At 71.6% G+C, this 18,122-nt stretch carries 17 protein-coding genes; 9 read left to right on the forward strand and 8 right to left on the reverse strand.

Features of this window, described 5'->3' with window-relative positions; all coding sequences use genetic code 11:
• Positions 1 to 17: 17 nt before the first annotated feature.
• The 5 genes from AB0K12_RS24955 to AB0K12_RS24975 form a co-directional block, all read right to left on the reverse strand.
• Positions 18 to 1,862 (reverse strand): sigma factor-like helix-turn-helix DNA-binding protein, encoded by a 1,845-nt coding sequence (locus tag AB0K12_RS24955; RefSeq protein WP_364565715.1) that lies wholly within the window; start codon positions 1,860 to 1,862, stop codon positions 18 to 20.
• Between the two features lie 48 nt (positions 1,863 to 1,910).
• A complete protein-coding gene (locus AB0K12_RS24960) occupies positions 1,911 to 3,755 on the reverse strand; it encodes a UvrD-helicase domain-containing protein (RefSeq protein ID WP_364565717.1) in 1,845 nt (614 codons plus the stop codon).
• Between the two features lie 4 nt (positions 3,756 to 3,759).
• A complete protein-coding gene (locus tag AB0K12_RS24965) occupies positions 3,760 to 5,817 on the reverse strand; it encodes a hypothetical protein (RefSeq protein WP_364565720.1) in 2,058 nt (685 codons plus the stop codon).
• Positions 5,818 to 6,043: 226 nt separating this feature from the next.
• On the reverse strand, positions 6,044 to 6,820 hold the full coding sequence (locus AB0K12_RS24970) for a methyltransferase domain-containing protein (RefSeq protein WP_355424359.1): 777 nt from the start codon (positions 6,818 to 6,820) through the stop codon (positions 6,044 to 6,046).
• A 102-nt stretch (positions 6,821 to 6,922) separates the two neighbouring features.
• A complete protein-coding gene (locus tag AB0K12_RS24975; RefSeq protein ID WP_364565724.1) occupies positions 6,923 to 7,993 on the reverse strand; it encodes an ABC transporter substrate-binding protein in 1,071 nt (356 codons plus the stop codon).
• Positions 7,994 to 8,346: 353 nt separating this feature from the next.
• On the opposite strand from AB0K12_RS24975, the gene fdxA reads away from it, so the two are divergent.
• The 3 genes from fdxA to AB0K12_RS24990 all read left to right on the forward strand — a co-directional run bounded on the left by fdxA (position 8,347) and on the right by AB0K12_RS24990 (position 10,586).
• Positions 8,347 to 8,673, forward strand: coding sequence for a ferredoxin (gene fdxA, locus AB0K12_RS24980; protein ID WP_106240826.1), 327 nt, complete (start codon positions 8,347 to 8,349; stop codon positions 8,671 to 8,673).
• A gap of 91 nt (positions 8,674 to 8,764) precedes the next feature.
• A complete protein-coding gene (dapC, locus tag AB0K12_RS24985; protein ID WP_364565727.1) occupies positions 8,765 to 9,835 on the forward strand; it encodes a succinyldiaminopimelate transaminase in 1,071 nt (356 codons plus the stop codon).
• 94 nt (positions 9,836 to 9,929) lie between these two features.
• Positions 9,930 to 10,586: a DUF4178 domain-containing protein gene (locus AB0K12_RS24990; protein ID WP_364565730.1), complete on the forward strand. Its 657-nt coding sequence runs from the start codon at positions 9,930 to 9,932 to the stop codon at positions 10,584 to 10,586.
• A gap of 4 nt (positions 10,587 to 10,590) precedes the next feature.
• Here the strand turns inward: AB0K12_RS24990 and AB0K12_RS24995 are convergent, their stop codons facing one another.
• A complete protein-coding gene (locus tag AB0K12_RS24995; protein WP_364565733.1) occupies positions 10,591 to 11,409 on the reverse strand; it encodes a hypothetical protein in 819 nt (272 codons plus the stop codon).
• Between the two features lie 37 nt (positions 11,410 to 11,446).
• Between AB0K12_RS24995 and AB0K12_RS25000 the strand changes: the two genes are divergently transcribed.
• The 6 genes from AB0K12_RS25000 (at position 11,447) to AB0K12_RS25025 (ending at position 16,284) form a co-directional block, all read left to right on the forward strand.
• Complete coding sequence (locus AB0K12_RS25000; RefSeq protein ID WP_364565736.1) at positions 11,447 to 12,280, forward strand: 2,3,4,5-tetrahydropyridine-2,6-dicarboxylate N-succinyltransferase; 834 nt, start codon at positions 11,447 to 11,449, stop codon at positions 12,278 to 12,280.
• The gene (gene dapE, locus AB0K12_RS25005) at positions 12,280 to 13,335 is read left to right on the forward strand and encodes a succinyl-diaminopimelate desuccinylase (protein ID WP_364565739.1); all 1,056 of its coding nucleotides are present in this window, start codon (positions 12,280 to 12,282) and stop codon (positions 13,333 to 13,335) included. Before AB0K12_RS25000 ends, dapE begins: the two co-directional genes overlap by 1 nt.
• Before the next feature lie 259 nt (positions 13,336 to 13,594).
• A complete protein-coding gene (locus AB0K12_RS25010; protein WP_364565742.1) occupies positions 13,595 to 14,392 on the forward strand; it encodes a TIGR00730 family Rossman fold protein in 798 nt (265 codons plus the stop codon).
• 11 nt (positions 14,393 to 14,403) lie between these two features.
• Positions 14,404 to 14,988: a TIGR00730 family Rossman fold protein gene (locus AB0K12_RS25015; protein ID WP_364565745.1), complete on the forward strand. Its 585-nt coding sequence runs from the start codon at positions 14,404 to 14,406 to the stop codon at positions 14,986 to 14,988.
• Between the two features lie 82 nt (positions 14,989 to 15,070).
• Positions 15,071 to 15,712 (forward strand): hypothetical protein, encoded by a 642-nt coding sequence (locus AB0K12_RS25020; RefSeq protein WP_364565748.1) that lies wholly within the window; start codon positions 15,071 to 15,073, stop codon positions 15,710 to 15,712.
• A 20-nt stretch (positions 15,713 to 15,732) separates the two neighbouring features.
• On the forward strand, positions 15,733 to 16,284 hold the full coding sequence (locus AB0K12_RS25025) for a DNA-3-methyladenine glycosylase I (RefSeq protein WP_364565751.1): 552 nt from the start codon (positions 15,733 to 15,735) through the stop codon (positions 16,282 to 16,284).
• 266 nt (positions 16,285 to 16,550) lie between these two features.
• Here AB0K12_RS25025 and AB0K12_RS25030 read toward each other — a convergent pair whose 3' ends face one another.
• Both AB0K12_RS25030 and AB0K12_RS25035 read right to left on the reverse strand, forming a co-directional pair.
• The gene (locus AB0K12_RS25030; protein WP_364565754.1) at positions 16,551 to 17,327 is read right to left on the reverse strand and encodes an enoyl-CoA hydratase-related protein; all 777 of its coding nucleotides are present in this window, start codon (positions 17,325 to 17,327) and stop codon (positions 16,551 to 16,553) included.
• A complete protein-coding gene (locus AB0K12_RS25035; protein WP_364565757.1) occupies positions 17,324 to 18,121 on the reverse strand; it encodes a PaaX family transcriptional regulator C-terminal domain-containing protein in 798 nt (265 codons plus the stop codon). The genes AB0K12_RS25030 and AB0K12_RS25035 overlap by 4 nt, the downstream gene beginning before the upstream one ends.
• Position 18,122 lies beyond the last annotated feature (1 nt).

An 18,122-nucleotide genomic window follows, 5' to 3' on the forward strand; every position in this document is an offset into this window, starting at 1 on the left:
CCGAGCTTAGCCCGGCGTCACGCGCCCAGGAAACCGAGGATGTCCCTGTCGCCGCGCTCGCGCAGCCTGGCCAGCACCTCTTCGCGGCTCGCCATGTCGGACAGCCCGATCCTGGCGCCGATGAGCCGCAGGCCCTCCAGCTCGGAGCTGACCGGAGCGGTGTAGCCGAGCAGGTAGAGCGCTCTGTTGACGGGCGGCATCCCAGGAGGGGCGGCGGGCAGGTAGCGGGTCAGCAGCTCGCCGCCGTCGGAGACGGTCAGGAACACGTGGTCGCCCTCGCTCGCCTTGTACTCGGCGAGCACGTTCCTGATCGACCCCATCGTGGGCTGGTTGTGCCAGCTGATCACCACGTCGCCCGACGGCGCGGAGGCCGTGAGCTGCCCGCCCGGCGCCATCCCCAGGTAGGCCGCGAACCCGGTCGGCAGCGGCGAGCCGGAACCGCGCAGGTGCTCGGCGTTGATGTCCACCCGGTGCCACCAGCGGCCGTCGCGGGAGCGGAAGCTGCGCCGCGTCTCCGAGACGTCCTTACGCGGCTGGTACGGCTCCGACTCGCCGCCGGGAGCGGTGCCCGCCACCCTGATCCAGCCCCGCTGCGTCCGCTCGAACCCGGGCCCGCCCGAGTAGGCGCGCACCGAGCTCTCGCTGACGTCGTAGCGGGAGGTCAGGTTGGCCACGATCGTGCTCACCGACGCCTCGCCGCCGGCCCGCTCGATCTCCCTGGCGATCATCTCCCTGATGCCCAGGTACTCGTCGCCGCCCCACCGCGTCAGCCCGTACTTGTTGCGGTCGACCCGGCGGAAGCGATCGTCGGCGGTGAGCTGGTTGCGGATGCCGACCAGGCTGTAGTCCTCGCCGATGCGCTCCTGGATCTCCTCGGGCGTCAGCGGCGTGCCGGCCACCGCGAGCACCGCCTCGGCCTTCTCGTTGATGCTGCGCGGCCACGGCACCACGTGCCGGCCGAGCACCCGCAGCTGCGGCACCGCGAGGATCCACCGCTCTGCGACGTCCTCGCGCACGCCGAGCTGCGCCACCATGGCGATGGCCTCGGGCAGCGGGCGCGGCCCGTCGGCGAACAGCTGGCGGGTCTTCTCCCGCAGGTCGTCGGCGCCGCCCGCGACCAGCCAGCCGTCGGACTGCTCGTAGCCGGTCAGCAGCGTACGGATGAAGCGCCAGGCCGGGATGCCCAGCGAGCGCAGCTCGGCCCCGTGCCACGGCACGGCCGCCTGGAGGTCGTCGGCCGGCACGGCGGAGCCCAGCCGCCCGCGCAGCCACACGACGTGGGCGGCCAGAGCGGCGGTCTCGGGCTTGGCCAGCCAGGCGTCCACGTGCTCGCGCAGGTCGCGCTCGATCTGCCTGATGCGCTCGCGGGTGACCGAGAAGCGCTGGGCCAGCTCGTCGAGCGTGGCCCTGCGGGTGGCGTACAGGCGGTCGCGGGCGATGGCCCGCTGCCGGTCGTCGAGGCCGCCGAACAGCTCGTCGATCAGGTCGGGCAGCGGCTTGTCGGGACGTGAGGGCGCGGGGACGGCCTCGGGCACGGGCTCGAGCAGCCGGTCGAACACGCCGGTGAACAGCTTCTGCACCACGTCCTTGCCCAGCGTCTCCGGCGACCGCTCGGCCTCGGCGGGGTCGGAGAAACGCAGCAGGGGCAGGATGTCGCCGAGCATGAGATGCCCCCAGCAGGCCACGGCGAGGTCGGCCAGGTGGCCCGCCACGGTCTGCGTGCCGACGATGGCGCACGCGCGATCGAGCGGGATCGCCTGCCACCAGGCCTCGGGCAGCTGGGGCTCCTCCACGATCGGCGCGATCTGACCAGGAGAGGTCCAGCGCAGGGGTGGAGCGAGGTCGCTCAGGCTGAGGTTCATTGAGGTCCAACCGGCAATGGGAATATATCCGCAGTTCAGACTATGTGATCAGAGGGGTAGAAACGGGCTTCCTCTTCCGGAATGCGAGATATAGAGCATCGAACGGGCACGGGTGCAGGCGACGAACAGTATGCTCCGTTCGCGTTGCAGCGCACGAGCCCGCGCGTACGGATCGGGCGCCGGGTCCTGCGGCGGTCTTTGTGGCGGCGGTTCCGGAACGATGCCCTCGGCCACGCCGATCAGCGCCACCCGCTCGAACTCCAGCCCCTTCAGATGCTGGAACGTCAGCGCCCGCACGTCCAGCCCGTCGAGCGTCTCCTTGGCCGCGCGGACCAGCCGCTGGTTCCTGGCCCCGACGGCGATCCCGGCCGGCGAGACGCCGTCGGCCAGCCACGCCTCGACCGTGGCGCGCAGGCCGGCCAGCTCCGCCTCCTCCGAGTCGTACGCCCTGACGATTGGGCGCTCGCCGTGGTGCGTCGCGCTGTAGTCGTACATGTCGGTCACGCCCTTGACGAGACCGGGGGAGGGGCCGCCGCCGCGCAGCCGTACGACGAAGGACAGCAGCTCCTGCGGCAGCCGGTAGGAGACCCCGAGCAGGTGCTGGTCGGCCGGGATGCCGACGGCGCCGAGCGCCACCCGCGTGTCGGTCACCCGCTGGTGCGGGTCGCCCACGATGAACAGGTCGTCGCGCGCCCGCGGCACCACGGCGCGCAGCAGCCGCCACTGTGCCGGGCTGACGTCCTGCGCCTCGTCCACCACCACATGACGGTACGGCTTGAGCGCCGGATCCACGTCGTCCAGGAGATCGCCCGTGGCGATCGACAGCACCCGCAGCGCCTCGTCCGTGAGCTGGGCCAGCGACCGCGCGCCCGGCCCCACCAGCGCGGGACGCCGTCCCTCCGCGGCGGCCACGATGCGCACCGCCAGCCGCTCGGCGTTGTCCACCTCGACCCGCTTGCGCACCACCTCGTCCTCGATCAGCAGGTCCAGCCGGGCCGACAACTCCTCGGCCAGGCTCTGCGAGAACGTCACCAGCAGCACCGGACCCGCGCCGCGCAGCGCCAGGTGGGCCGCCCTGTGCAGGGCGATCACCGTCTTTCCCGTGCCCGCGCCGCCGATCACCAGCACCGGGTGGTCGTACCGCGCCGCCTTCGCCAGCCGGTGCTGCGCGGGACGCAGGAACGTGCACCACTCGGGCGCCGCGAGCACCCGGTCGAGCGCCACCTTGTCGGGCACGAACACCGCGCGGTCGGGGCTGCGCCGCAGGGCCGCGTACAGGTCGCCGGTGTCGATCGGGCCCGCGTCGTCGGCGGAGGCCCGCCAGGCGTCCAGCTCGCGCCACGCCTCGGCCATGGTGCCGCCCCTCGCCAGCACCGCCAGCGGGGCGTACTGCGTGGGCGGCAGCAGCGGCTCAAGCGCGGCCACGTCCGCCTCGGTGGTGATCAGCCGGAACAGCGGCAGCGCGACCCCGTCCAGGCCCAGGCCCAGCAGGTCGCCGTCGCAGATCGCGTCGAACAGCCGCGACGGCCGCACCGAGCGGCGTAACGCGGGCTCCACCCGCTCCAGGGCCTCGGCGTCCCACTCCTCGACGACGCCGATCACCGGGTTGACGCCGTAGCGGTGGCGGCGGGCGTACGACCAGGCCTCCGGGTCGGGCAGGACCGTACGCAGCCAGTAGACGTCCCGCTGCCGCACCACCACCCCGCGATGGCCCGGCGCCAGGCGCAGCGTGGCCACCCTCGGGTCCCTGGCGCCCCGCACCCGCTCGGGATGCGGCGCGCCCGGCACGTTCAGCAGGAACCGGCGCAGCGCGACCACGGCGTCCCTGCGCACCGGCTGGGCCAGTGCGCTGAGCTCCCTGGGAAACTCAGGGCCGATCGCGAGCCGCGGCACCGGCTCAGTCCAGCAGTTCGAGCAGGTCGCGGTCCCCGCGCTCGCGGAGCCTGTCGAGCAGGTCGGGCAGAGCGACGGGGCCCGGCATGCCGATGCGGGTGGCGATCACCCTGGCAGCCTGCTCCTTGGTGCCCCCGGGGGCCGTGTACCCGACCAGCCGGAGCGCCTTCGTGATCTTCTCGGCTCCCTGGGCGGCCACCGGCAGATGCCTGGCCCGCAGCACGCCCTCGTCCGACAGCGTCAGGAACAGGTGCCCGCCCTCGCGGGCTCCCACGTCCACCAGCAGCCGCTCGATCGACTCCAGCAGGGGCCGGCCGTGCCAGGTCATCGCCAGCTCGCCCGCGGCGCTCCTGACCGTCCTGCTCTCGCCCGGCGACAGCCCCAGGTAGGAGGCGAACCCGGTCGGCAGCGCGCACTCGCCCCCGGCCATCTGCTCGGCCGTCACGTCGATGCGGAGCCACCAGCGGCCGTCCGGCTGACGGAAGCAGCGCCGCGTCTGCGAGACGTCCTTCAGCGGCTGGTACGGCTGGTCCGCCTCGCCGCCGTTCGCCTCGCCCGCCGGCTGGACCACCGGCGTGAACGCCTGGAACTGCGGCGGCCCCGGCGGCGGCGCCGGCGTCATGTGCACCGGGCCGAACGCCGACTGCACCAGCTCCACCGGCGGCTGCGGGTACGGCTGCTGCTGGCGCGGCCCCTTCCGCCTCGGCAGCGGCTCCGCCGGAGGCTCCGGCTCCGGCTCCGGCGCCGGCGGTGGCGGCGGTGGCGGGGGCGCCAGCGTGGTCAGCACCACCTGCCACGCCGGGACCTCCAGCGCCTGGATCTCCACCTGGTGCCAGTCGGCCGCGCCGACCACCTGCTCCTTGGGGGCGTCCGGGCCCAGCGTCCTGACCAGCTCGTCCAGATGCGCCCGGTACGGGGCCGCGTCGTCGCTGGCCAGCCACCGGTCCAGCCGGGCGCGCAGCTCCATCTCCGTGGAGACGATCTCGGCAGGGGGGACGGCGAAGAGCTTGGCGAGCTGGTCCACCGCCGACGGCTCGTCGGTGAACACCCGGTTCTGGGCCACCGCCCAGCTCTTGTCGTCGAGACCGGCGAACGCGGCCTCGATGAGCTGCGGCAGCTCCTGCCCGCCGGGCCGGCCCTGCTCGCCCCCCTGCTCGTCCTCGTCGTGGTCGTCCGCGTGCTCGTCCGCGTGCTCGTCCTCGGGGGTGAACTCGTAGCCCGCATGTCCTGCGGCCGCCGCCTCGGACCCGGGTTCGACGCTGGACGGGACCTCCGGCTCGCCGTCCGTCTCCTCGTGCTCGGGGAGCGCCTCCGCCTGGTGGGCCGCCTCAGCGTCGGAGGCATCGGCGACGGCGCCGGCCTCGGGGGCGGGCTCGGCGTCGAGCGCGGGCTCCTCCTCCGCGACCGCCTCGGCCTCGTGCGCCGCCTCGACGTCGGAAGCCTCGGCCTCGTGCGCCGCCTCGACGTCGGAAGCCTCGGCGTCGGGGGCCGCCTCCTCGGCGGGGCTCTCCGCGCGAGCCTCCTCCAGTGCCTCCGCCTCTTCGGCGGCCGGCTCGGGGGCGGGCTCGTCGGCGGCGTCCAGCACCGGCTCGGGCTCAGGCTCAGGCTCGGGGGCCGCGTCGATGACCGGCTCGTCGTCGGCGTCCAGGACCCGCTCGGGGCCCTCAGCGGCCTCAGGAGCGGGGGACTCGACGTCCGGCACGGGGAGCGGCGCCACGGCCGGTACGGACGCCGGAGCCGCGGGCTCACCGGCCTCGTCGGCGACGGGCCTGGCGGGCGCGAGGCGTACCAGGACGGCGGAGAACAGCGTGTTGAGCACCGGCCGCGCCTGGATGAACGGCTGGTCGACCAGCTCGCGGCTGGTCAGCGCGAGCAGCCCCGCCCACGAGCCGGCCCGGTCGAGCGCGATGGCGACGGCGGGCTCGTCGGCCTCCTCGGGGTCCAGCACGTGCAGCGCGGGCAGGACGTCACCGATGGCCGCGGCGGGCCAGTGCTCCAGGGCGATCTCCGTCAGCAGCTCGCCCAGCGACTCGGGGCCGATCGCCGAGAGGACGCGCGGCATGGGCAGGCTGCGCCACCACGCGTCCGGCAGATCCGGCTGCCCGCTGAGTAGCGTGATCGTCGACGCGTCGCTCCACCTCAACGGTGGTACGAGGTCGCTCAGGCAGAAGTTCATCCCGTTCCGTTCACCAGCCCCTCACGCCGCCGCAGCGGTGCAGCCATCATCTCGCCGCCCACGGAACAGACCATAGTCCGGCAAAACAGCCCTACGCATCATGCTCTACGCATCAACGCCGAACAGCGGCAAAGCGTAGACGCACGTAGTCGGCCATCCAGCCAGTCTCCCTGCGGAGTGCGGGGGCCGCCAGTTCGTTCACGCGCCGGAGCAGGGGCTCCACGATGGTGGGGGGAAGCCCTTCGAGCACCGACGCGGCGAATGTGCGGACCCAGTCGGCGGCGCCGCCGGGGCACTCGTCGAGGGGTGTGGGCCGGTCGAAGTATTCCAGCAGCCTGACGACGAACCCCTCTTGTTCGAGGCGGTGCGCGTACTCGGCAGGCGTGGGAAAGTACCACGGCAGCTCGGGTTCGCGCAGGCCGTATTCACGCCAGGCGGTCAGCATCGCGGTGGTCAGCTCGGCGCAGTTGCCCGCGCCGCCCATCTCCGCGACGAAACGTCCGCCAGGCGTGAGCGCCTCGCGGACGTTGGCGATGACGGCGCGGGGGTCGCGGTTCATCCAGTGCAGCGCGGCGTTGGAGAAGACCGCGTCGTACTTGTCCACGACGGTGAAGTCGTGCCCGTCGCCGATGATGAAGTTGATGCCCGGATACTGCGCCAGCGCCTTCTCGATCATCGCGGGGGAGCCGTCGATGCCGAGCACGTCGGCGCCCCTGAAGGCGATCTGGGCGGTCAGCACTCCGGTGCCGCAGCCCAGGTCGAGCACGCGCTCGCCGGGCCGCGGATCGAGCAGGTCGACCAGTGGCGCGCCCTGCGTGGAGACGTAGCCGAAACTGCTGTCGTAGGCGCGACTGTTCCACCGCTCCAAGCTCGGTGTGTCGTATCGCAAGACGATCAGCTCACATTCGATCAGACATCGGGCCCCCGTGGCCGTGCTGTCCGTTCACTTTAGAGCCTGATCGTCCCTACGACATATCAAGTCACATGGGACTCATCCCAAACTCTTCGTCCATTCCCTCTTGAGATACGCCTTCGCCGCATCTGCCTGCGGAATCGTCATGAGCACCGGCGGACCGGGCGCCTTCGGCAGTTTCTGGGCCTGCTCGGTGTCGAGCGTGCCCTTCATGAGCATCGCCTCGCCGCGCGCCGGGCGGGCGTAGCCCTTCTGGAGCAGGTTCTGGCCCTCGTCGGAGAACAGGAACTCCTGCCACAGCCGGGCCGCGGCCGGATGCGGCGCCGCCTTGTTGACGGCCTGCACGTGGTAGCCGCCGAGCGCGGCGCCCTTGGGGATGGTCACCTTCCACGCGTCGGCCTGCTCGGCGCTGCGCGCGGCGTTGAGGTGGTCCCACGCGACGACCACGTTGGCCTTGGCCACGTCGGTCAGCCGGCCGGCCTGCTTGAGCTTGGCGAACAGCTCCACGCCCTGCTCGGGCCGCGGCGCCCCCGAGCTCATGGACGCGGCCATCACCCCGCCGAACGCCGACGACGAGCGCAGCGGGTCGCCGTCGAGCGCGACGCGGTAGCCGGGCTTGAGCAGGTCGGCGAAGGAGGCGGGCGGCTTGACCGCGCGCGGGTCGTAGCCGATCGACATGTAGCCGCCGTAGGCGGCGTACCAGGCGCCGGACGGGTCCTTGACGTGGTCGGGCAGGTCCTGCCACCCCTGCACCTTGTACGGCGCGAACTTCGCGGCCCCGTAGACCGCCATGTCCATGGTCAGGTCGAAGACGTCGGGCTTGAGCTGGGTGGCGACGTCGAGCTCGCGCTTGCTGCTGGCGGCGGGCTCGAGCTCGTTGATCTTGATGTCGTACTTGTCGGCGAAGGTGTCGATGATCTCGCCGAAGTTCACCCATTCGCGGGGCAGGGCGATGACGTTGAGCTCGCCCTCCTGCTGGGCGGCCTCGACGAGCCGCTCCATGGTGCCGAAGCCCGACTTGAGCGAGCTGGCCTTGACGTTGACGGGCGGCAGGTTCTCGGTCTCGGTGGTGGCGGTGTCGGTGGACGACGCGCCGCATCCGGCGCTGGCGAGGATGGCTGCTGCGGCGGCGCAGGTACGTACGGTCACAGATTGAATACTTACCGCTACATCCTCCCAGGTCGAGGAGGCGCGGCCGGTACGACCTTCGCGGCCACCAGCGTCTCCTCGGGGATCTCCACCTCCGTGCCATCCCTTTTGCGAATCTTGAGAGTTCCGTCCGCCCACGACACGAGGATGCCCACCGTGTCCCGAAACCCGCCAGGCACGCGCCTTCGGGTAGTGATCCGGGCACCTATATCCTGACTTGTGATGGCGATGACGAGGCGTGCGGCCACGAGTTTGCCACCCTCCGTTTCGGCCAGCGAGCAAGCACGGCAATACTAGGGCGTAGCAAACCGCGGTCAGAGTCATGCCATGGTGCGGAGAAGAAGGAGCTCGAGGTGACCTACGTCATCGCGCAGCCTTGCGTGGACGTCCTGGACAAGGCGTGCATCGAGGAGTGCCCCGTCGATTGCATCTACGAGGGCGAGCGCATGCTTTACATCCACCCCGACGAGTGCGTGGACTGCGGCGCGTGCGAGCCAGTGTGCCCCGTCGAGGCGATCTTCTATGAGGACGACCTTCCCGAGCAGTGGAAGGACTTCTACAAGGCGAACGTGGACTTCTTCGAGGACCTGGGCTCGCCCGGTGGCGCCTCGAAGGTGGGCAAGATCGAAAAGGATCACCCGGTGGTGGCCGCCCTGCCGCCGCAGGGCGAGGATCACTGACGATCGTCCGCCCGACGTGCACGGGCGCATCCCGCGGGATGCGCCCCGTACGCGCGCGCTCCAGCGACAGCCCGCAACACCCTGGAGAACCGTGAACAACCTGCCTGACTTCCCCTGGGACCGGCTGGAGCCCTACAAGGAGCGTGCGCTGGCACACCCCGACGGCATCGTCGACCTGTCGGTCGGCACGCCCGTCGATCCCGTGCCGCAGCTCGTCCAGGACGCGCTCACAGGGGCCGCCGACAGCCCCGGCTATCCGCTCACCCACGGCACCAAGGCGCTGCGCGAGGCCGCGGCCGGATGGCTGGCGCGCCGCCACGGCGTCACCGTCGACCCGCGCGACGTGCTGCCGCTGATCGGCTCCAAGGAGTTCGTCGCCTGGCTGCCCACCTACCTGGGCGCGCGCAGGGTCGTCTTCCCCGAGCTCGCCTACCCCACCTACGACGTGGGCGCCAGGCTCGCGGGCGCCGCGGGCACCGCGTCCGACAGCACGCTCGCGCTCGGCCCGGAGAAGGTCGACCTCATCTGGGTCAACTCGCCGGGCAACCCCACGGGCCGGGTGCTGCCCGCCGAGCACCTGCGCAAGGTCGTCGCCTGGGCCCGCGAGCGCGGCGCGGTCGTGGCCTCCGACGAGTGCTACATCGAGCTCGGCTGGGAAGAACGGCCGGTCTCGATCCTGCACCCCGATGTCTGCGGCGGCTCCCACGAGGGGCTGCTCGCCGTCCACTCGCTCTCCAAGCGCTCCAACCTGGCGGGCTATCGCGCCGGGTTCGTGACCGGCGACCCCGCCCTGGTCAAGCGGCTGCTGGAGATCCGCAAGCACGCCGGCATGCTGATGCCGCAGCCCGTACAGGCCGCGATGACCGTCGCGCTCGGCGACGATCAGCACGCCGACCTGCAGCGCGAGCGCTACGCCGGGCGCCGGGCGCTGCTGCGGCCCGCGCTGGAGAAGGCCGGCTGGAGCATCGACCACTCGACGGCCGGGCTGTACTTCTGGGCCACCAACGGCCAGAGCGCCTGGGATCAGGTCGGCAAGCTTTCCGAAATCGGGATTTTGGTCGCTCCCGGCGAATTCTACGGATCGGCAGGTGGGCGGCACATCCGCGTGGCGCTCACGGCGACCGATGAGCGGATCGGTGCGGCGGTGCGCCGCCTCCAGTAGGATCACCCGGCAAAGCCCCGGCGGAGCCGGGTCCGCGCGCATAAATTGATAAGGGCTTATGCCGAGGCAGACCGCGAGTGGAGCGAGCTGATCGATGAGCGTGACCTCCATGGTCGTTCTCGGGCTGAGCATCGCCACCGTCCTGCTGCTGCTGGGCGCCTTCTGGGCCACCCTGCGGCAAGACAGGAAGGGCCGCTCCAGCGCCGCACCGGCCGAGGTCGCCTCCGTCGAGGCCCCGCTGGCGGCGCCGGTCAGCGCCCCCGGCCGTGCCGGCACCGACTACACCGACCCTCGCACGATCCAGGTCGGCGACCGGATCGAGGTGCTCGGGTCACCCGCGCGCGTGCTCGGCGCCATGCACGTCTCCTGGCAGGGGCAGGAGTGGGTGGAGTTCCTGCTGCGCGACGGTTCGCGGCGGCTGCAGTGGCTCTCGGTCGAGGTGCGTCCGGGCCACCCGCCCCATCTTGAGGTGCAGCTCTGGAACGATGTGCCGACCCAGGGCATGGTCCCCGCCAAGAGCATGCTGATCATGGAGGGCGTGGAGTTCTTCCCCATCGAGCGGGGCACGGCCGCGTTCAGGAGCGAGGGCGACACCGGCAACCCCGACAGGGGGCTGCTCGACTTCGCCGACTACCGCGCCTCCGACGGGCGGCTGCTGTCGTTCGAGCGCATCCAGGGCCGCTCGTGGACCGCCGGCTACGCCCAGCCGCTGCCGCCCGGCTCGATCTCCATCGTCCGCCGCGCCTCCTGACCGCTCACGCCAGCTCCACGCGCCGGGCGCCCGCCGCGCCGCCCTGCTGCCAGCCGTCGGCCTCGATGTCGTTGAGCCAGGTGGCGCCGTTGTAGCCGACCTTGGTGAGCGCGTACTTCTCGGCGTGCGCCACCGACCAGGCCGCCATCAGCCAGCCGCGCCGCTTCGTGGTGATCGCGGTGCTGCCGAGCGCCTTGGCGAGCTGCTTGCGCGCGGCGTCGGTGCGGGGCTTCGGCGCCGGGGTCTTCTTCGCCGGATACCAGCAGTGCACGGCCTGCGGCACCCGGCCGGTGAAGGCGGCGGCGAGGATCTCCGCATCGCCCTCGTGCGGCGCGTACGCGTAGCCGCCCGCCGACCGCTGCACCGCCTGCGCCGCGTCGGCCAGCGGGATCTTCCGGTAGTTCTTCACCTTGACCAGCTCGGCGAAGAACTTGTTCGTGGCGTAGACCGGGTCCATCAGCTGCTTCTTCGTGCCCCAGCCCATCGAAGGGCGCTGCTGGAACACGCCCAGCGAGTCGCGGTCGCCGTAGGTGAGGTTGAGCAGCTTCGACTCCTGCAGCGCGGTCGCGTACGCGATGACCACCGCCCGCTCGGGCAGCTTGCGCCGCGCCGCCACGGCCGCGATCGTCGCGGAGATCTGCGCCTGCTCGGGATCGAGGGTCAGCACCCCCTCAGGCGTCTTGACCACGCAGAACGGATCTTCCTGGACCGCCAGCCGCGGTGTGCGCTTCAGCAGGTGGTAGAGGCCGAAGGACACGCCGACGGCCAGCACGACGACGATGATCGTGATGGTGATGACAGCACGGGAGAAGCGCGGGCGCACGCTGAGAAACCTACCCGGCCGGATAAGCTCCCAGGCCATGAGCAACGTGCGTACGTCGTCACCGCTGCCCGCCGTGCTGGACGAGCTGTGGGAGCGCAGGGCGGAGCTGACACCCGCCGACGCCGAGGCCCGGCATCTCGTGGTGAGCGCGGTCGACCTGCTCGACAAGGGCGAGGCCAGGGTCGCGCGGGTGGTGGACGACGAGGTCGTGGTGGACGAGCGGGCCAAACGCGCGATCCTGCTCAGTTTCAAGGTGCTCGGCATGACGCGCTCCCAGGTGGGCGACTTCCACCACCACGACCGGCATCCGCTCAAGAGCTCGCTGGAGGGCGTGCGGGTGGTGCCGGGCGCGATCGCCCGATGGGGCTCCTACCTCGCGCCGGGCGTCGTGCTGATGCCGTCGTTCACGAACATCGGCGCGTACGTCGACGCCGGCACCATGGTCGACACGTGGGCCACGGTCGGCTCGTGCGCCCAGATCGGCAGGAACGTCCACCTGTCGGGCGGCGTTGGCATCGGCGGCGTGCTGGAGCCGCCGAACGCGGTGCCGGTGGTCGTCGAGGACGGCGCGCTCATCGGCAGCCGGGCGATGATCGTCGAGGGCGCCAGGGTGGGCGAGGGCGCGGTCGTCGGCGCGGGAACGATCCTTTCCGCGTCGATCCCGGTCATCGACGTCGAGACCGGCGAGGAGCTGGCCCGCGGCGCGATCCCGCCGTGGTGCGTGGCGGTGAGCGGCACGCGGCAGAAGGAGTTCCCCGGCGGCACGTTCGGCCTGCCGTGCGTGCTGGTGCTCAAGCGCCTCGAGCCGGGGAGCAGGCACGACAAGGCGGCGCTCAACGAGGTGCTGCGCGAACACGGAGTGAACACCTGATGCTTGACCTGACCCAGGACGTACGCGATCTGACCGCCGCGATCGTGGACATCGAGTCCGTCAGCGGCGGCGAGAAGGCGCTGGCCGACGAGGTCGAGCGGGCACTGGCCGCGCTGCCGCACCTCAAGGTGACCCGGTCGGGCGAGACGGTCGTGGCCCGCACCGAGCAGGGCCGCTCCGAGCGGGTGCTGATCGCGGGCCACCTCGACACCGTCCCCGTCGCCGGCAACCTGCCCAGCCGGGTGGAGGGCGACCTGCTCTACGGCTGCGGCACCACCGACATGAAGGCGGGCGTGGCCGTCGCGCTCAAGCTGGCCGCCACCCTGCCCGCGCCCGGCCGCGACGTCACCTACGTCTTCTACGACTGCGAGGAGGTCGAGGCCGAGCGCAACGGCCTCAACCGGGTCGCGCGCGAGCACCCCGACTGGCTGGCGGCCGACTTCGCGGTGCTGATGGAGCCCACCGACGGCGTCATCGAGGGCGGCTGCCAGGGCACGCTGCGCGCCGACGTCACGGTGACGGGCAAGCGGGCGCACAGCGCGCGCTCGTGGTTCGGGGTCAACGCCATCCACGGCATCGAGCCGGTGCTGGCCAGGCTCAACGCGTACGAGCCGCGCCGGCCGGTGGTCGACGGGCTCGAATACCACGAGGGGCTCAACGCGGTCGGCGTGCGCGGCGGCGTGGCCGGCAACGTCATCCCCGACCTGTGCGTGGTGAGCGTCAACTACCGCTTCGCGCCCGATCTGTCGATCGAGGAGGCGGAGCAGCACGTACGCGAGGTCTTCGACGGTTTCGCGGTGAGCCTGACGGACGCGGCGCCGGCGGCCCGTCCCGGGCTCACGCACCCGGTGGCGGCGGCCTTCACGGCGGCGGTCGGCGGCACCCCGCGCGCCAAGCTGGGCTGGACCGACGTGGCCCGCTTCTCCGCGCTCGGCGTCCCCGCCGTCAACTACGGCCCTGGGGACCCGAACCTGGCGCACCAGCAGGGCGAGTACGTGTCGCTGCAGAAGATCGTCGAGAGCGAGCGGGCGATGCTCGACTGGCTGTCCGCCTAGAAGGTGGCCCACACATGAAAGTGGCCTTCCTCGCCGGCCATTTGGCGGGGAAGACCACTTTCAGTCCCGAGCAGCACCCTCGCCGATTAGACGCGGGGGAGCCGAAATCTGGTTCCCTGCTTCTTCCAAGTTTTTTCAGAACGGTTTCTCACCCCCGCCACCTGCGGTTACGCCTGCGGCATGCACGCTGGAGACCTCCAGGGGGCGGTGACGCGGTTCCTGGAACCGGCCACGTGCGAGAAGGACTAGCGTGATCCGCATGGAAAAGATCCGTCGAGAACGCCGACAGGGCCAGGCTTTCGTCCGCGGCAGCCTCGTCCCCAGTTCCACCCACGACCAGCGGCTGCTGGCCCGTCAGGGGCCGTCCGACTGGGTGCACATGGACCCGTGGCGGGTCCTGCGCATCCAGGCGGAGTTCGTGGAGGGCTTCGGCCAGCTCGCCGAGCTGCCCCCGGCCGTCACGGTCTTCGGCTCGGCCCGCACCGCCCCCGACTCGCCCGAATACGCGCTGGGCCGCACACTCGGCCGCAAGCTGGCCGAGGCCGGCTACGCGGTGATCACCGGCGGCGGGCCCGGCGTCATGGAGTCGGCCAACCGGGGCGCGAGCGAGGTCGACGGCGCGGTGTCCGTGGGGCTCGGCATCGAGCTGCCCTTCGAGCAGCGCATGAACGACTACGTCGATCTCGGCATCGAGTTCCGCTACTTCTTCGTCCGCAAGACGATGTTCGTCAAATACTCCTGCGGCTTCATCACGCTGCCCGGCGGCTTCGGCACGCTCGACGAGCTGTTCGAGGCGCTCACGCTGGTGCAGACCCACAAGGTCACCTCCTTCCCCGTGGTGCTGCTCGGCAGCGAGTTCTGGGGCGGGCTGATCGACTGGATCAAGGGCACGCTGCTCGGCACCGGCAAGATCGCCGCCCAGGACCTCGACCTGATCACCGTCACCGACGACCCCGAGGAGGCCGTCCGCATCATCGTCGAGTCCGACCACGCCCGCTCCCGGCAGCATCAGGAGGAGCTCGAGGCCGCGGCGGTCCAGACGGCGGAGCCGCAATAAGCTCTGAAGGCGTGAACATCTGCGTCTACTGCGCCTCCAGCCTGACCATCGACGCCAAATACATCGACCTGGCCGCCCAGGTGGGCGCCGAGCTGGCCCGGCGGGGTCACACGCTGGTGAGCGGCGGTGGGTCGGTGTCCTGCATGGGCGCCGTCACCTCGGCCGCCCGCGCCGCGGGCGGCCGGACGATCGGGGTGATCCCGCAGGTCCTGGTCGACATGGAGGTGGCCGACGAGGAGTCGGACGAGCTGGTGGTGACCGGCGGCATGCGCGAGCGCAAGGGCGTCATGGACGACCGCTCCGACGCGTTCCTGGTGCTGCCCGGCGGCATCGGCACGCTCGAGGAGCTGTTCGAGATCTGGAGCGCGCGGGTGCTCGGCATCCACGACCGCCCGCTGGTGCTGCTCGACCCCTTCGGCCTGTACGACCCGCTGAAGACGCTCGTCGAGCGCATGTACGACGAGGGCTTCACCCGTCCCGACGTCTTCGACGCCATCTCCTGGACCTCGACGGTCGAGGAGGCGTTCGCCCACCTGGAGGCCCGCACGCAACCGGTCAGGCCGAGCGTCGCCGAGCTGGGCGAGGCGTCCGGCTGACCGGCGTTCCCGCCGCCCGGAGACGCACCGGTCGCGGCATGTGCGGGACCTCGTGCCCCGATGCTATGAGTACGATGCCAATGTGCTGGTCATACTCGCCATCGCCGCCATCGCGATCCTGGTCTGCGTGGTCCTGGTCTCCCTGGGCAAGGGCGGTGAGCTGACCGAGTTCCCGCCCGATGTGCCGCCGCTCGACCTCCCTGAGGCGGGGCAGCTCTCGGCGGTCGACTTCATGGCCCTCCACCTGCCGGTCAACCTGGTCGGCTATCACACGCAGAGCGTCGATGAGACGCTGCGCCGCGCCGCCACGGCGATCAGCGCGCGTGACACCCGCATCGCCGTGCTGGAGCAGCGGGTCTCCGAGCTGCTGTCCAACCGGCTGTACGCGCGGCAGGAGGTCTACGCAGCGCCCGGTTCCGGGCCGCGCACCGAGCACGAGCCCGAGGCTCCCGCCGAGTCCCGCGAGCTGTCGGAGTCCGGCGACCCGGTGACCTCCAGCGGCGCCTCGGTGTCGTGGGACGGCGAGGCCGGCCTGACCAGCCCGCCCGAGGACCCGGAGTGGCGGCTGCCCGAGGCTGAGAAGGAGCCCGAGGACAAGGCCGGCGAAGAGAAGGCCGAGAAGGCCGAAGAAGCAGAGAAGGCCGACGAGAAGGACGCCGAGGAGCAGGAAGACTCCTCCGCGCGGGCCTCGCTCAACGGCCAGGAGGATGAGCAGCGCAAGTGACAGCGCCGACGACAGGGCCGATGACAGGGCCGATCCGCTGCACCTGGGTCGGCATGTCCGACCCGATGTACCTCGCCTACCACGACAAGGAGTGGGGCCGCCCGGTCAAAGGCGACGACGCGGTCTTCGAGCGGGTCTCGCTCGAGGCGTTCCAGTCGGGGTTGTCGTGGCTGACGATCCTGCGCAAGCGGGAGAACTTCCGCGCCGCGTTCGACGGCTTCTCCATCGCGAAGGTGGCGGCGTACACGGAGAAGGACGTCGAGCGGCTGCTCGGCGACGCCGGCATCATCCGCAACCGCGCCAAGATCGAGGCGGCCGTCGCCAACGCCAGGGCCGCGCTCGACCTGCGGGATGGCCTGTCGGAGCTGGTGTGGCGGCACGCCGACCCCGACGCGCCGGCGCCGCGCACGATGGCCGACGTGCCGGCCGTCACGCCGGGCTCGAAGGCGCTGGCCAAGGAGCTCAAGAGACACGGCTTCAGGTTCGTCGGCCCGACCACCGCCTATGCGCTCATGCAGGCGATCGGGCTGGTCAACGATCATCTTGAGGACTGCATCGCGCGTACGCGGTGAGCTCCGCCACGTGATTGCGCCCGAGGGGCCTGAGCCGGTGATGCCCGCGCCCAGCGCCACCACGACCCGCCGTCCCGGGTCCGTGGCCGCCCGGGGAGGGCCGTGCAGCAGCGCCAGGGTCTTCCGGCACCGCGATGAGCAGTGAGAGGCCGCAGGAGCCCGTGGAGGCCACGCAGCCGTGCTGGACGAACGACCCGTCGCGAGGGCGGTCGCCGGGAGCGTCGAAGCCGGGTGCGTGCATGGTGCCCACCATCCCTTAGGAGAGGTCACTCCGCGTTGAACGTCGGCTGCTCCTTGGCGAGGAAGGCGCGGGTGGCGTTGAGGTGGTCCTGGGTGGCGACGCACTGGTCCTGGAGGTCGGCCTCCATGGCCAGCGAGTCGGCCAGCGCGTGGGTGGCGGCGTAGGCCAGCGCCCGCTTGGTGGCGCCGTAGGCCAGCGTGGGACCCTGCGCGAGGCGCACGGCGAGGTCCGTGGCAGTCTTCATGACGTCCTCCGCCGGCACCACGCGGGTCACCAGGCCAAGCTCCAGGGCGCGGGCCGCGTCGAGGGGCTCGCCCAGCAGCATCAGCTCGGCCGCGCGTCCCTGACCCACCAGGCGCTGCAACGTCCACGACGCGCCCGAGTCGGGCGCGAGCCCGATACCCGCGAACGCCAGCGCGAACTTCGCCCGCTCCGACGCCACCCGCAGGTCGCACGCGAACGCCAGCGACGCGCCCGCACCCGCCGCCACCCCGTTGACGGCGGCCACCACCGGCTTGGGCATCGTGCTGATCAGCTCGACGATCGGGTTGTAGTGCGCCCGCACGGTGTTGGCCAGCCCGCGCCCCGCCTCCAGGTTGTCGGCGTGCTCGCGCAGGTCCTGGCCCGCGCAGAAGGCCCGTCCCGAGCCCGTCAGCAGCACCGCGCGCACCCCGCGGTCGTGCGCGGCCTTGCGCAGCGCGTCGTGCAGCGCCTGCTTGGTCTCGGCGGTCAGCGAGTTCATCGCCTCGGGCCGGTCGAGCGTGATGGTGGCGACGGCGTCGGCCACGTCATAGCGGATCACAGCAACTCCCTGTCGACGAACGCGGCGGCTGCGGGCAGCAGCCTGGCGGCCTCCTGCTCGAAGAAGGCCCGCGCCTTCTCGCCCGGCCAGCCCGCGGGCAGCAGCTCGGGCGGCAGGCCGGGATCGCGGAACAGGAAGTTGCGCCACCCGTGCACCAGCCGGCTCCGCGTCGCGAACACCCGGTCGGGCGGCGCCTCCTCCGGCAGCGTGCTGATCAGCGTGACAGCCTCGGCCAGCCAGTGTTCGTACGCCTCGCCGATGGCGTCCAGATCCCATGCCCTGGCCACCAGCTCGCGCGGGTCGCCCTCCAGCGCCGCGTCGAACCTGTCGGCCCGCACCCCTTCGCCCTCCAGCAGGTTGTCCAGCTCGATCGAGGAGCGCGGGCCGATCCACGTCGTCTCCGACAGCGAGGCGTAGCCGAGGAATGTCAGGTCCGCCTTCAGCCGCTCTCTGCGCTGCCGTTCCTTGACCGGTTCGAAGACGATCAGGTGCCAGCGGCCGTGCCAGGTCAGCGTTCCGGCTCGGTAAATTCTCAGCGCCGCCTCGTCCAGCCGCCTGACGCACTTCGGCGTCAGCCCGTAGCCCGCGCCCTGCGGCAGCCGCACCGGCTGGAGCCAGCCCTGGCGCACCATTCTCGAAACCGCCGTACGTACGGCGGGAGCGGCTATTTCCAGGGGTTTCATGAGGCGCACGAGAGCGGCGACGGACGCCTGTCCGCCGCGTGAACGCAGGTGGTCACCATAGAGGTCGAACAGAGCGGCGCGAGCGTGCACGAGGTCCAGTTTGGACGTCATC

Origin of the sequence: Nonomuraea sp. NPDC049419, assembly GCF_040676995.1 — a bacterium.
In the GTDB taxonomy this organism is placed as follows: Bacteria; Actinomycetota; Actinomycetes; order Streptosporangiales; family Streptosporangiaceae; genus Nonomuraea; species Nonomuraea salmonea.